The organism is Bradyrhizobium sp. STM 3566 (genome assembly GCF_045571445.1).
Taxonomy (GTDB): domain Bacteria; phylum Pseudomonadota; class Alphaproteobacteria; order Rhizobiales; family Xanthobacteraceae; genus Bradyrhizobium; species Bradyrhizobium vignae.
In genome coordinates, this window is record NZ_CP120692.1 from 1052685 (window position 1) to 1066219 (window position 13535).

General features: G+C 64.2%; 16 protein-coding genes. 7 read left to right on the forward strand and 9 right to left on the reverse strand.

What is annotated here, in order from left to right; all coding sequences use genetic code 11:
- Nucleotides 1-15 precede the first annotated feature (15 nt).
- Nucleotides 16-1002: a glycosyltransferase gene (locus P6U27_RS04975; protein ID WP_122400913.1), complete on the reverse strand. Its 987-nt coding sequence runs from the start codon at nt 1000-1002 to the stop codon at nt 16-18.
- Nucleotides 1003-1248: 246 nt separating this feature from the next.
- On the opposite strand from P6U27_RS04975, the gene P6U27_RS04980 reads away from it, so the two are divergent.
- The 3 genes from P6U27_RS04980 to P6U27_RS04990 all read left to right on the forward strand — a co-directional run bounded on the left by P6U27_RS04980 (nt 1249) and on the right by P6U27_RS04990 (nt 4924).
- On the forward strand, nt 1249-2352 hold the full coding sequence (locus P6U27_RS04980) for a glycosyltransferase (protein ID WP_122406377.1): 1104 nt from the start codon (nt 1249-1251) through the stop codon (nt 2350-2352).
- 3 nt (nt 2353-2355) lie between these two features.
- On the forward strand, nt 2356-3699 hold the full coding sequence (locus P6U27_RS04985) for an O-antigen ligase (RefSeq protein WP_122400914.1): 1344 nt from the start codon (nt 2356-2358) through the stop codon (nt 3697-3699).
- Nucleotides 3700-3778: 79 nt separating this feature from the next.
- Nucleotides 3779-4924 (forward strand): GNAT family N-acetyltransferase, encoded by a 1146-nt coding sequence (locus tag P6U27_RS04990; protein WP_162500110.1) that lies wholly within the window; start codon nt 3779-3781, stop codon nt 4922-4924.
- Nucleotides 4925-4966: 42 nt separating this feature from the next.
- Here the strand turns inward: P6U27_RS04990 and P6U27_RS04995 are convergent, their stop codons facing one another.
- The 4 genes from P6U27_RS04995 to P6U27_RS05010 all read right to left on the reverse strand — a co-directional run bounded on the left by P6U27_RS04995 (nt 4967) and on the right by P6U27_RS05010 (nt 7421).
- Complete coding sequence (locus P6U27_RS04995) at nt 4967-5101, reverse strand: hypothetical protein (protein WP_283809935.1); 135 nt, start codon at nt 5099-5101, stop codon at nt 4967-4969.
- Nucleotides 5102-5189: 88 nt separating this feature from the next.
- A complete protein-coding gene (gene wrbA / locus P6U27_RS05000; protein ID WP_122400915.1) occupies nt 5190-5789 on the reverse strand; it encodes an NAD(P)H:quinone oxidoreductase in 600 nt (199 codons plus the stop codon).
- Between the two features lie 142 nt (nt 5790-5931).
- Nucleotides 5932-6630, reverse strand: coding sequence for a pirin family protein (locus P6U27_RS05005; RefSeq protein WP_122400916.1), 699 nt, complete (start codon nt 6628-6630; stop codon nt 5932-5934).
- A 38-nt stretch (nt 6631-6668) separates the two neighbouring features.
- On the reverse strand, nt 6669-7421 hold the full coding sequence (locus tag P6U27_RS05010) for an SDR family NAD(P)-dependent oxidoreductase (protein ID WP_209294666.1): 753 nt from the start codon (nt 7419-7421) through the stop codon (nt 6669-6671).
- Nucleotides 7422-7539: 118 nt separating this feature from the next.
- Between P6U27_RS05010 and P6U27_RS05015 the strand changes: the two genes are divergently transcribed.
- Together P6U27_RS05015 and P6U27_RS05020 are read left to right on the forward strand one after the other, a co-directional pair.
- Entirely contained in the window at nt 7540-8475 is a 936-nt protein-coding gene (locus tag P6U27_RS05015) for a LysR family transcriptional regulator (protein WP_407193721.1), read from the forward strand.
- Between the two features lie 186 nt (nt 8476-8661).
- Nucleotides 8662-9000 carry a hypothetical protein gene (locus P6U27_RS05020; protein WP_122400919.1) on the forward strand — a complete coding sequence of 113 codons (339 nt, stop codon included), beginning with the start codon at nt 8662-8664 and terminating at the stop codon, nt 8998-9000.
- Nucleotides 9001-9242: 242 nt separating this feature from the next.
- Here P6U27_RS05020 and P6U27_RS05025 read toward each other — a convergent pair whose 3' ends face one another.
- From P6U27_RS05025 to P6U27_RS05035, 3 genes are all read right to left on the reverse strand, one after another.
- The gene (locus P6U27_RS05025; protein ID WP_122400920.1) at nt 9243-9710 is read right to left on the reverse strand and encodes a YbaK/EbsC family protein; all 468 of its coding nucleotides are present in this window, start codon (nt 9708-9710) and stop codon (nt 9243-9245) included.
- A gap of 42 nt (nt 9711-9752) precedes the next feature.
- On the reverse strand, nt 9753-10484 hold the full coding sequence (locus P6U27_RS05030) for a haloacid dehalogenase type II (RefSeq protein ID WP_407193722.1): 732 nt from the start codon (nt 10482-10484) through the stop codon (nt 9753-9755).
- Between the two features lie 368 nt (nt 10485-10852).
- A complete protein-coding gene (locus P6U27_RS05035; RefSeq protein WP_376707267.1) occupies nt 10853-11191 on the reverse strand; it encodes a winged helix-turn-helix transcriptional regulator in 339 nt (112 codons plus the stop codon).
- 180 nt (nt 11192-11371) lie between these two features.
- Between P6U27_RS05035 and P6U27_RS05040 the strand changes: the two genes are divergently transcribed.
- The gene (locus tag P6U27_RS05040; protein ID WP_162500111.1) at nt 11372-12106 is read left to right on the forward strand and encodes an SDR family NAD(P)-dependent oxidoreductase; all 735 of its coding nucleotides are present in this window, start codon (nt 11372-11374) and stop codon (nt 12104-12106) included.
- A 64-nt stretch (nt 12107-12170) separates the two neighbouring features.
- Here P6U27_RS05040 and P6U27_RS05045 read toward each other — a convergent pair whose 3' ends face one another.
- The gene (locus P6U27_RS05045; RefSeq protein ID WP_028180449.1) at nt 12171-13055 is read right to left on the reverse strand and encodes an amidohydrolase family protein; all 885 of its coding nucleotides are present in this window, start codon (nt 13053-13055) and stop codon (nt 12171-12173) included.
- Nucleotides 13056-13367: 312 nt separating this feature from the next.
- Between P6U27_RS05045 and ykgO the strand changes: the two genes are divergently transcribed.
- Nucleotides 13368-13493 carry a type B 50S ribosomal protein L36 gene (gene ykgO, locus P6U27_RS05050; protein WP_006611362.1) on the forward strand — a complete coding sequence of 42 codons (126 nt, stop codon included), beginning with the start codon at nt 13368-13370 and terminating at the stop codon, nt 13491-13493.
- Nucleotides 13494-13535 lie beyond the last annotated feature (42 nt).

A 13535-nucleotide genomic window follows, 5' to 3' on the forward strand; every position in this document is an offset into this window, starting at 1 on the left:
TGCGGCGGCGAGGGACTAGATGCCGAAACGGGCGAGGGCGACCCGGATTGCGGAGCGTGGCAGCGATTTGAGCGACCGCCGGCCGATCATCGCGAGATAGGCGAAGGCTTGGCGATGTCTGCCGAAGCGAATCGCTTGCATCGCCGAATAGGTGACGAGATGAATCTCGGCAGCCCGGCGCAACCCACGCGCCGCGCCCTCGGGGAGTCTCGCCAGGATCAACCCGTCATCGAAGATACGTGCGACCGCCGGCAAGAAATCCTGCGGGGTTCGCGCCGCCGCGTTCATCGTATTGGCCGTGTGCAGGCGATAATCCAGCAGAAGCTTTGGCGCGAATTCGAACTCGCCGATCGCGGCAAGCCGGCACCAGCAATGCCAGTCTTCGCAATATCTGAGAGAGACGTCGAAACCGCCGATGGCGCGGAAAGCCTCCGCACGGGTGAGCACGACGCCACCGTTGACGATGAAGTTCCCGGCCGTGAGCCGCACCAGCACGTCGCCTGATGGTTTGCGGCGTCCCTTCAGCAGGTCGCGCCGGCCGATCTGCCGCCCCTCGCTGTCGATCGTGTTGTAGTCGCCGTAGACGAGAACCGCGCGCGGAGCACCGCGCGCTGCCGAAAGCAGCGCCGCCACCGCGCCGGGGCGCAGGCGGTCGTCGGCATCGAGGAAGAGCAGCCACTCACCGTTCGCATGCCGGGCCCCGAGATTGCGCGCCGCCGAGACGCCTGCGGAATCGTTGTGGATCAAGCGCAGCCGCGAGTCACGCACGTCCCGGACGATCGCAATGGTTTCGTCGGTCGAGCCGTCGTCCACGACGATCACCTCGGTCACCTCGCGTTGCGCCAGTGCGCTGGCGAGGGTTTCGCCGACATAAGCTGCAGCGTTCTTGGCGGGAATCACGACGGACACCGAATTGGCGGCGCCGATCTGAAGCGGGAGGCGCGCTGGCGCTGCCGCGCGGGAGGCGGCCGGCAGTTCGAGAACGTCTTCGGCGGTGATCAAGCTACGGCTCGCCTTTAATGATCTGTTAACCGGGACCTGTCGGCCGCGCTGGCAACGCTGGCGATCGCAAGCCGGCCGCCCGCGGATGATACCCGCATTGTGGTCAACCCGTTGCCGGGAAGGCCTGTGCGCCGCCTGGTTTCGTAGAATAGCGTTAAGCCACTGGCATTAAGCCTGTGGCAAATTTGGAAGAGTGCGACAGGCGTCCCCATGCGACAATGCGCTTGGCTGCCGCGGATGGATCCAGTGCCCGCAAAGACGTTCGAACACGACCCCGATGCGATGATCCTGAACCTCTTTTATGAGGACAAGGACGATCGTTGGTTTCCCGGCGACCGGCACCTGCGGCGCATGGCTCGCCGGTTGCTGCTCGGCGAACCGCGCATGAGCGGCCAGCTCCGCGTGTTTCTCAATCTCTGTGCCGGACTCGACCGGCTCGGCATCCGCTACCGCGTCAACGACTACGGTCATATCGCCGAGCATCCCGACGAGCTCGCCTGCATCATCGGCCGGACCTTCCTGCTCGACAAGTTCGCCTGGAAGAATCCGATCCTGCTCGGCGTTGCCGCCCACAATCATCCGCTCGACGACCCCAATCTGTTCAAGCGTCTGCCGGTGAAGAAGGTCGTGGTGCCCGGCCCCTGGTACGTCGATATGTACCGGCCGCATTGGCCCGATACGGAGGCCTGGCCCGTCGGCATCGACACGGACCTCTGGGCGCCGTCGAAGCAATCGCAAAAGGCCGTCGATGTGCTGATCTACGACAAGGTCCACTGGGACCGCGAGCGCTATGCGCAGGAGATGATCGAGCCCATCCGCGCCCGGCTGCTCAAGGACGGTCGCTCGCTCACCGAGCTGCGCTATGGCAGCTACAAGGAAGCGGATTATCAGGGCGCGCTGGCGCGTTCGCGGGCGATGATCTTTCTGTGCCAGAGCGAGAGCCAGGGCATCGCCTATCAGCAGGCCTTGTCCAGCGGCGTGCCGGTGTTCGCCTGGGATCCGGGCGGGCCTTGGCGCGACCCCGATTACTATCCACACCGGGTGAGGTTCGCGCCGGTGTCGTCGGTGCCGTATTGGGACGAACGCTGCGGTGCCAAGTTCACCGACATCGCGGGGTTCGAGGCGGGTTGGGAAAGGTTCTGGGCCGGGTGCGCCGCGGGCGACTTCGATCCGCGCGGTTACATCCTGGACAATCTCACGCTGGAGCAACGGGCGCTGCAATACTACGAGATCGCGCTGAGCATCGTGCGCGAGTCCGCGGCGTCGCAGACCTCCGCCGGGCCCGCTGATAGACGCTCGAAAGAGTCGAACCACGACCGGAAGCTGCACCGGCGTCACGAAATGTCTTGAGTCATGGTCCGCAGCGCCGCAGACATGACCGACGTCGAGGCCCGATCGTTGGGCCATGTCCTGCGCGACCGCCTTGCGGGGCTCAATGCCGTACAGGCGGCGCGCTGCCTCGTCGCGGTCGGAGCGCTGCTGCTGGTCCTGGTGACGCTCGATCCATTCCCGGACCTGCGCAATCCCGACGTCACCACCATCGTCGGCGGACGAATGGCGCTGACCTATATCTCCTGGGGCCTCCTGGCTGCGGTCGCGGTGCTGTGTGTCGCCGCCTCGGATGCACCCGCGCTGAAGAGCCTGCTGACGCCGCTTCATCTTTGTCTTCTGGGCTGGCTGGTGATCAATATCGTCTTCTCCGAGAGTCGCGGCGTTTCGATCCAGCGATTCGTGCTTGCGGCCAGCGTGACGTCGCTCGCCGTCGTGTTGCCGTTGCTGCCGCCGACCCAGCGCAGCTTCAACCTTTGCCTGGGGGCCGCCGCGCTCGTGCTGCTCGCGCTTTGTTATCTCGGCGTCTTCCTCGCGCCGCAATATTCAATCCACACGGCCATCGACGTCACCGAGCCGCACCTTGCCGGCGACTGGCGCGGCAGCTTTGGCCACAAGAACATCGCCTCGGCCGTGATGACCATCCTGGTCTATGTCGGTATCTACCTGTCCGCCGTGGGCTCGTTCGTGATGGGACCCGCGATCGCCGTGCTGGCCGGCACATTCCTGATCTTCACCGGCGGCAAGACGTCGTCGGTGCTCTGCCTTGCAATCTACGCTCTCGCCTCGCTGGTCTATGTCACGCCAGGCCTGTGGCTGAAGCGAATCATCTGCTTCGTGCCGCTGGTTGCGATGAACCTGTTGACGGTCGGCAGTGTCCTCAGCCCGGCGCTCGGGGCGATGACGCGGCTGCTTCCGCTCGATCCCACCTTCACCGGACGGTCCGCGATATGGGAGTTCGCGCTTGCGGCCGTGGCCGAGAAGCCGATCATCGGTCACGGCTATGCAGCGTTCTGGGACGACGTAAGTGCGCGGCAGACCACCCAGGGCGCCGAATGGGCGACGTCCGCGGCGCACAGCCACAACAGCTATCTCGATCTCGCGGTCACCATCGGCCTGCCGGGATTGATGCTCGTGATCCTCGTGTTCGTGCTCGCCCCGCTCGCCAATTTCCAGACGGCCCAGGCTCACAGTCGCAGTGGAGCATTGGCCAAGCTGTTCCTGACGGTGTGGCTGTTCGGCCTGTACTACGGCGCCACAGAGACCTTCCTGCTCGAACGGCAGAATCCAATCTGGTTCATGTTCGCCCTAGCCGTGGCCGGCCTGCACTTCCTGGCGAGGTTCCAATGCGTCGAGCAGATCGAATAACGCTGAGCAACGACGTTGCTTGTAGTCTGCAACGACACATAGTCCATCTGGAAACATTCAGTAATCGTATGCCCTGCGGATGACGTTTCTCAGCGTCGAGCAATATGACGGACAGGTGTCCAGCACGTCGGGAATCGCAGTCGATTTCCTCCGTGACTGGCAGCACGCGGCCTCGCGCCTGAACGCCGGGTACCGCACCGCGTTCCAGCATGTTGACTGGCTCGGCGCCTGGTACGAGGCGTTTCACGACGTCGCTCCGCTGATCGCCGTGATCTCCGATTTCGCCACGGGCAGGGATATCGCGGTTGTGCCGATGATCAGCCATGTCAGGCGCGGCATCCGGATTGTCGAATTCGCGGATCTCGGCGTCTCCGACAACAACGCGCCGATCCTGGCGCTCGATGCCGCGTTGGACGCGGGGGCGACGGATGCGATCACCAGGGCGCTGATCGGCGCGTTGCGCGCGCTGCCCGACCGTTTCGATCTGCTCCGCCTGAAGAAGATGCCGGCCGAGGTCGGCGGCAAGCCGAATCCGCTGGTGTCGCTCGGCCGGATCGGCTCCTCCTCGCTCAATGGCAATCTCGTGTTGATGGGCGATGACTATGACGACTATCAGGCCTCGATCAAGCGGCTGCAGATGCGGCGCTGCTGGCGGGTCCTCAGCCGTCATCCAGGTGCGCGGTTCGAGGTCGCCGCGGATGTCGCGCGTGCGCATGAGCTGCTGGATGTGATGGATGTCCAGCAACAGGCGCGCATGCAAAAGCTCGGCTCGCCGTTCGTTCTCAACGACGAGACTCATGCGAGATTCTATCGCGAGGTCGTCCGCCAAGGCCTTGCGAAAGGCTATGCCGTGGTCTCGGCGCTGGTGTGCGATGCGGGCGTCGTCGCCACTGCGCTCGGCGTCACGCATGGCGCGACCTATTTCCTGCTGCGTATCAGTCACGCCGGCGATGCATGGTCGAGCTGTTCGCCGGGTCTTCTCGTCACCGAGCGCACCATGGCGGCGCTGCATGCGCAAGGCGTGCGCCGGTTCGATCTCAGCATCGGCAATCAAGCCTACAAGCGCCGCTTCGGCGCCGAGCGGGTGCCGCTGACCGATGCGAGCGTCGCGTTGTCCTGGCGCGGTCTGCCCTACGCCTGGCGCGATCATGCCGCGCAGGGCTTGCGCCGCTATCCTAGGCTTGCCTCCCTCGCGGCGAGGGCGATGGGCAAGCCGGCGCGATAGAACGTGCCGCAGCGTGCGGCGTTTTCATCGTCCGAGCAGACCTCACGAGCCCGTGCAACTGGCGCAGCGAAACCGGCCGCGCGAGGCGCGGAATAGGCTGCGGCAATACCAGCGCCGCGCCAGCGCCTGTGCAGGCTTGCGGATCATCTGCGCGATCAACAAGAGTTCGAAGGCCATTCGTATCGTTCTTTGTCGAATATCCCGATAGGAGATGGGGCGGCATTCCCGAATGAGAATGCCGCCCCCGTCGCATCAGCCATGCAGCTCAGCCATGAAGTTTCTTGGCGGTCTCCGCGATCTGGCGGCCCTGGTAGCGCGCGCCGGCGAGCTCGTTGGCGCTGGGCTGGCGGCTGCCGTCGCCGCCGGTGATCGTGGTGGCGCCGTAGGGCGCACCGCCCGTGATCTCGTCGAGCTTCATCTGGCCGGCAAAGCCGTAGTTCATGCCGACCACCACCATGCCGAAATGCAGGAGGTTGGTGATGATCGAGAACAACGTGGTCTCCTGGCCGCCATGCTGGGTCGCGCTGGAGGTGAAGGCGCCGCCGACCTTGCCGTGCAATGCGCCCTTGGCCCAGAGCCCGCCGGCCTGGTCGAGGAAGTTCGCCATCTGCGAGGACATGCGGCCGAAGCGCGTGCCGGTGCCCACGATGATCGCGTCGTAATTGGCGAGGTCCTCGATCTTGGCGACCGGCGCGGCTTGATCGAGCTTGTAATGCGAGGCTTTCGCGACTTCGGCCGGCACCAGCTCGGGCACGCGCTTGATGTCGACGGTGGCGCCCGCCTCGCGTGCGCCTTCGGCGACGGCCTTGGCCATCGCCTCGATGTGGCCATAGGCGGAATAATAGAGGACGAGAACTTTGGTCATGATGGTCTCCGTTCGGTGATGAGTGAGTCCTTTTCAGTGTCGTTGCCGGGCTTGACCCGGCAACCCATCGCTCTTTGAAAAGGTCCTTGCGAAGGCGATGGATGCCCGGCTCAAGGCCGGGCATGACGAGTTCGTGTGTGCGCTAAGCCGCGTCGACGAGCACGAGCTCGGAGTCTTCCAGCGCCGTGATCTTCAGCCTGGCCTCATCGCGGATCGCGGCGCCGTCGCGGGCATTGACGCGGATGCCATTGATCTCGACGGAACCAGCCGCCGGCACGAGGTAGAGATGCCGCGATTTCTGCGGCTCGTACTCCGCGCTCTCGCCCGCCTTCAGCGTGGTGGCGAGCACCCGCGCGTCGGCGCGGATCGGCAATGCGTCCGTATCATCCTCGAAGCCGCTCGCGATGGTGACGAGCTTGCCGGAGCGGTCCGCCTTCGGGAACGGCTTCGAGCCCCAGGTCGGCTGTCCGCCGCGCTCGGTCGGCTCGATCCAAATCTGGAAGATCCGCGTCCTGGTCGGCTCCAGATTGTACTCGGAATGGCGGATGCCGCTGCCGGCGCTCATCACCTGCACGTCGCCGGCTTCAGTCCGGCCCTCGTTGCCGAGGCTGTCCTGATGGGTGATCGCACCTTCACGCACATAGGTGATGATCTCCATGTTGGCGTGGGGATGGGCGGGAAAGCCCGTGTTCGGCGCGATCTCGTCGTCGTTCCACACCCGCAAGGCGCCGTGGCCCATATTGTTCGGATCATAGTGGCTGGCGAAGGAGAAATGATGCTTGGCCTTGAGCCAGCCGTGATCGGCGCCGCCGAGCTTTGCGAAAGGTCTGAGTTCGATCATCTTTGCAATTCCTTGGCTTGATAGGGTGGCGGTTCGGATCAGGCACCGAACCCGCCGTCGACATTGAGCACCGTGCCGGTGACGAAGGAGGCTTCCGGACTTGTGAGGAACACGACGCCGGCGGCGACTTCCTCGGGGCGGCCGAAGCGCTGCAGCGCGTGCTGCTTGCGCTGGGCCTCGGCGAACTCGCCGCCGTCCTTCGGATTCATGTCGGTGTCGATCGAGCCGGGCTGCACCACGTTCACGGTGATCCCGCGCGGGCCGAGGTCGCGCGCCGCGCCCTTGGTGTAACCGACCACGGCCGCTTTGGTGGCGACGTAGTCGGCAAGACCCGGGAACGAGGCGCGGTCGGCGAGCATCGAGCCGACAGTGACGATCCGGCCGCCTTCACCCATCAATTGCGAGGCGGCGCGGATCGCCGCGATCACACCGTGCACGTTGATGGCGTCCTGACGGGCAAGCGCGTCCACGTCGGCCTTGGGATCGTCGATCGCCCCGCCGGCGGCGACGCCGGCATTGTTGACGAGGATGTCGAGATGGCCGAATTCCCTGGCGACATCGTTGACGAGCTGTGTCACTTCCTTCGCGGAGGCTTGGTCGGCCTTGAAGGCACGCGCCTTGACGCCCTTCGCCTTCAATTCAGCAACGACGGCCTCCGCCTTGTCGGGCGAGGCGACATAGCTGATGGCGACATCCGCGCCTGCATCGGCGAGCGCGCGGGCGGAGGCTGCGCCGATGCCGCGCGAGCCGCCGGTGACGAGGGCAACCTTGCCGGAGAGCTTCTTGGTCATTGGATTTCTCCATGTCCTGAATTTCTGATGGGCCTTGGATAAGCCTTCGTCTGTGGTATAGAAATAGAAACTGTTGAAACTCATTGTTTCCTTGATTGCCCTACATGGACCGGCACCGATGGCAAAGCTCCCAGACTTCGAAGCGCTCGCGATCTTCGCAAAAGTCGTGGAATTACGGTCATTTGCGGGGGCCGCTAGCGAGCTCCTCATGTCCAAGGCCACGGTATCCAAGGCGGTCACGCGGCTGGAAGAGCGGCTCGGCGCGCGGCTGTTTAACCGCACCTCGCGCCGACTCGCGCTGACCGATGCCGGCCACAAGCTGGCCGAACGCGCGACGCGCCTTTTGGCCGACGGCGAGGCCGCCGAGAACGAAGCGCTGGCGCAGTCGATGGCGCCGCGCGGCCTGGTGCGGCTCACCGTTCCCATGACGTTCGGCATCAAGGCCGTGGCGCCGCTGCTGCCCGAATTTTTCGAGACCTATCCGGAGGTGTCGGTCGATCTGCATTTGAGCGATGCGACCGTCGACCTGATCGGCGAGGGTTTCGACATGGCGGTGCGGATCGCGCGGCTACCGGACTCATCGCTGATCGCACGGCGGCTCTTCACCATGCCGCGCTACACGGTCGCCGCGCCGTCATATCTGAAGCGTTACGGCAGGCCGACGCATCCAATGCATCTCGCCCAGCACAAATGCTTCAGCTACGCCTATCTCTCCACGCCCAACGTCTGGCACTACACCAACTCGGCCGGCGAGCAGGCGAGCGTGCGCCCGGGCGGCCAGCTGCGCGTCAACAACGGCGAAGCCGTGATGCCGGCGCTGATCGCGGGCCTCGGCATCGCCGAGCTGCCCGAGTTCATCGTCGGCGAGGCGATCTCGTCCGGCGAGGTCGAAGTCATCCTGAAGGACTGGAAGCAGGCCGAAGGCGCCGTGCATCTGGTGACGCCGCCCGGCGGCCCGCGCCCCGCGCGCGTGGAAGCGCTCGGCGATTTTCTCGCAGCGAAGCTGCCGGGCACGTGCAAGCGACGGACGCGCGGCAGGGCTAGGGCGTTGTAGGACGACCGGCCTCAACGCCCCGTCGCGCAGGCCGCGGCCGATAGCACGCGCCTGATCGCGGCGGTGAAGAGGATCGATAAGATGGAGTAGGTTCCAACTGCGTTTTTCACATTTTGTTGTTGGTCCAGAACAAGCTCGCGTCTCGTTGATTGAAGACAATTCGAGAGACGTGAGAAGGATCTGGACATGCGAACAGAGCGGATCGCGCTAGGTGTGGCGCTCGCGGTGGGCGGCGTCTTGGCGCAGAGCGCTGCGTCCGCCCAGGAATATCGCGGGACCATGGAGCAGCAGATGGCCTGCACGCCCGATGTGTGGCGGCTGTGCAGCGATCAGATTCCGGACGTGAACCGTATCGTGGCCTGCTTGCAACAGAACACGCCGCAGCTCTCGAGCGGGTGCCGCGCGGTGTTCCAGTCGAACAATCAGGGTCAGCCGCGGCAGCCAGTCCCGCGCAACCGCATCGTGCCTCCGCCGCGCTACAACACCGCGCCGCCCGCGTACCCGCGTTACGACGAGGACGACTAGAACTGGCTATAGCGCGCGAAAGCTATAGCGCGAACCAAATGAGGCTCGATCGCTGCGACGGCGGAGGTGCGCTCCCTCTCCCGCTTGCGGTCGCTTGCGGGAGAGGGTTGGGGAGAGGGTGCTTCCGCGATGGGACCGGCCGAGAGGAGAAAGCCTCACCCGCGCCGGAGCCTGTCGTCCGGGGCGACTCGATGGGCGCGATCTCTCCCGCGGAAATGGATCCAGCCTGAAGCTATTCCGCCTCAGCTTCGATGCTCACAGACGTCGATCCATTCAGCCCCGGTCAGCTCGGCCATCCGCTCGGGAGCAATGCGCACCGCGCTGTGGGTCGAGCCCGCGGCTGGCACGACGATGTCGAATGCCTTCAGTGACACGTCGCAATAGACCGGCAGCGGTGACTTCAGCCCGAACGGGCAGACGCCGCCAACCTCGTGCCCGGTGATGTCGGCGACTTCCTCCAGGCCCAGCATCTTCGGCTTGCCGCCGAACTGCGCCTTCACCTTCTTGTTGTCCATGCGTGAGGTGCCGGCGGCGACGATCAGGATCACGCGCTCGCCGATCCGCAACGACAGCGTCTTGGCGATCCGTCCCGGCTCGACGCCATAGGCTTCGGCCGCCAGCGCCACGGTCGCGGAGCTGATCGGGGATTCGATGACGGAGATGTCGGGGGCTTTCTCGGCGAAGAAGGCGCGAACGGATTCCAGGCTCATTCCGGGTAGCTCATTGCAATCTCACAGGCGGTCGGCGACCCGTTAAGCGATTTTCGGCAGCTCGGAGAGTGCGCGGATACGATGATCCGGCGCGAAGCCGAGCTCGTCCATCTGGGTGCGGATCGCTCTAAACAGGGTGAGCGGTGCCACGAGTTCGTTCTCGACGCAAGCCAGCGCCATCGCTTCCGGCGTCACCCGCTCGATCCAGGCAACCTTCAATCCGAACGATTTCGCCCCGGCGGCGTCCCAGGGATTGGAGGAGACGAACAGAACCTCATCAGGCGCAGTGCCGAGCACCTCGCCGATCAGCTCATAGGCCTGCGGGCTCGGCTTGAAGACCTTCTTCGCGTCGATGCTGATGGTGGCATCGAGCAAGGCATCGAGGCCGGAATTGCGCACGAGCGCATCGAGCATGTCCGGGTCGCCGTTGGAGAGGATGGCGAGCTTGCGCGGTTTCAGGGCCGCAAGCGTTTCCGCCGCGTCAGGATAGAGATCGAGATGCAGATACTTCTCGATCACGCGCTCGAACGTCTCGTTCTCGTAGGCCAGCCCGAGCACGCGCAGCGTATAGGCGAGGGAATCGCGGGTGACGACGGTAAAGTCCTGGTAGCGCTGCATCAGCGAGCGCAGCCAGGTGTATTCGAGCTGCTTGATGCGCCAGACCTGCGTGATGATCTCGCCGTAGCCGGGAAACGCATCCTCGGTGACGTCAGCGACCGACTGGATGTCGTAGAGCGTTCCGTAGGCGTCGAAGACGACGGCGTTGATGCTCATTGGCTGTCCTTCCGGGCCGTTGAGGTTCGCAACAACTCCGCTTGGGGAGTAAGCATCATCGTCAGCTTACCAGAGCAAAGCGGAAGTCTGCCACTGCAAGCGCGACCGGCGGCTTGCGACGACGAGCGGACGCTGCCGAAGCGTGAACACGTGAGGCGTTCAATTCGGGAGAGGCGCAGTAAAATCTAGTGAGGACCAGATACGCTGCGGTTGCACAAAGCAAGAACGACGACATATGCGCCACGTGTGCGGCCGTAAAACCAAAGTATCGGAGAAGCGATTTGCCCTACTAGGAGCCGCGCGTATCCCAACAAAATACGAGACAGAGAACATCACTACGGGCAGACCTGGACGAACAGCATCGCAAGCTAGCCGGTCGGCTGATGTCCTCGCCGCGTCCAGCCCTCCCGCTCGGCGAACACCCGGCTGACCTCCGCCATGTGCTCCGTGCCCCACGTGCAGAGCGGCACCAGCGCCTCGGCCAGGCTGAGGCCTAACGTGGTGAGGCTATAGTCCACCCGCGGCGGCACCTCCTTGTAGTCCGTCCGCTTCACCAGTCCATCGGCCTCCAGCTCCTTGAGCTGCTGGATCAGCATCTTGTCGCTGACATCGCGCACGGATCGTCGAAGCTCGCCGTAGCGGGTCGGCCCGCCCTGGGCGAGGAAGTACAGGATCAGCGGCTTCCACTTGCCAGAGACGACCCGCAAGGTCGCGTCTAAGCCGCACGTGAAGCCGGGCAGATTTGGCGTGCAGTTCTGGACAGGAAGTGGAGGCCGCGCAGGCAAAGAGGTCGGGTCTGACATTTTTGGGCACTTACCAAAAGGTGCATACTTGTCGTTAGGTGGGTACGCCGCCAGCTCAGTGCAACCTCAATGAAGGAGCACATCATGAGCAGACTACAAGGCAAGACGGCGGTGGTGACCGGCGGCGGAAGCGGCATCGGACTCGGAGCCGCCAAGCGGTTCGTCGACGAAGGCGCGTTCGTCTACCTCTTCGGGCGGCGGCAGGAGCCGCTCGATGCCGCCGTTGCGCAGCTAGGACCCTCGGCGCGCGCAGTCAGGGGCTCGGTGACGGATCTGTCCGACCTCGATCGGCTGTATGCCGCCGTCAGGGACGAACGAGGCAGCGTCGACGTTCTCTTCGCCAATGCCGGGACCGGAGCCTTTGCACCGCTCGGCCAGATCACGCCCGAGCATTACGATCAGATCTTCGACGTCAATGTGAGGGGGTTGGTGTTCACCGTGCAGAAAGCCCTGCCGCTGATGCGCAAGGGATCGTCGATCATCCTGACCGGATCGAGCACGGGCGTGATGGGGACGCCGCAGTTCAGCATCTATAGCGCGACCAAGGCGGCGATCCGCAATCTGGCGCGCAGCTGGGCGCTCGACCTGCGCGGCACGGGCATCCGCGTCAACGTGCTGTCACCGGGGCCAACTAAAACGGAGCTGGCGTTGGAGGTTGTGGGCGAGGAAGCGTTCGATGCGCTTGGCAGCTCCACGCCGATCGGGCGTGTGGGCGATCCCTCTGAGACAGGGGCCGTGGCCGCGTTCCTGGCGTCCTCGGATAGCAGCTACATGACCGGCGGCGAGATCTTCGTCGATGGAGGCCTGGCGCAAGTCTGAGACTTTGAGCGCGAGGGCTTCGGTCATCCGAAGCCCTCGATGCGCGGCGATGATGGGGACGCGCCTAGATCCCCAGCAGCTTGCGCGCGTTCGCCTTCAACACCTTCGGCCGGATTTCGTCGCGGATGTCGATCTTGGCAAAATCCGACAGCCAGCGGTCCGGCGTGATCACCGGCCAGTCCGAGCCGAACAGCATCTTGTCCTGCAGGATCGAGTTGATGTAGCGCACCAGGATCGGCGGGAAATACTTTGGCGACCAGCCCGAGAGGTCGATGTAGACGTTCGGCTTGTGAGTCGCGACCGACAGCGCCTCTTCCTGCCAGGGGAAGGACGGGTGGGCGAGGATGATCTTGAGGTCGGGGAAATCGGCCGCGACGTCGTCCATGTACATCGGGTTGGAATATTTCAGCCGCATGCCCATGCCGCCCGGCATGCCCGAGCCGACGCCGGTCTGGCCGGTGTGGAACAGCGCGATCGCACCGCCATTGTTGATCTCTTCATAGAGCGGATAGGCCATGCGGTCGTTGGCGTAGAAGCCCTGCATGGTCGGGTGGAATTTGAAGCCGCGGACGCCGTATTCCTCGATCAGCTTGCGCGCCTCGCGCGCCCCGAGCTTGCCCTTGTGCGGATCGATCGAGACGAAGGGGATGAGGACGTCGAGATGTTCGGAGGCGACCTCCAGCATCTCGTAATTGTTGTAGCGGCGGAAGCCGGTCTCGCGCTCGGCATCGACAGGGAAGATCACGGCCGCGATGTTCTTGGAGCGGTAATAGGCCGCGGTCTCGGGCACGGTCGGCGGATGCTTGTTCGGCGACTTGAAGTATTCCGCCATCTGCGCCTGGAAATCGTCATAGCCGTCGTCGGGATGGCAGCCGCAGGGCTCCTCGGCATGGGTGTGGATGTCGATGGCGACGACATCGTCGATATTGGGCAGCTTCAGCTTCGGCATTGGTTTCCTCCCGACGGGTTGCCAAATTGATTATATGATATAACGAATTTGGCAAGGTGTCGTCGAAGCCCCTTGAGATCATGGCGATAAAATTGGGCCGATCCGGCCGCTTCTACTGTGCATGGGGTTGTTTTCACCATTTTGCTGGGCCGGAACCGGGCGGTTAACATTGACATCACCGCCTGCCATGCCTTAAGAACCGCCCCGTCCCGGGCGGTCGGTCCGCCGGCGGGAAAGATCTCATTTTGCCACATTCGCGCGTGCCGAAACGGTAGTGCCGAACACGGCCTTTCGAACGTTCAGGATTCTGCCATGAAGGTCCGTAACTCGCTGAAATCGCTGCGCGGTCGCCATCGCGCCAACCGCCTGGTCCGCCGCAAGGGCCGGGTCTATGTGATCAACAAGGTGCAGCGCCGCTTCAAGGCGCGCCAGGGCTGATATCGCCCTGCCGGGCGCTCGCGTGCCCGCAAGACCACGGCC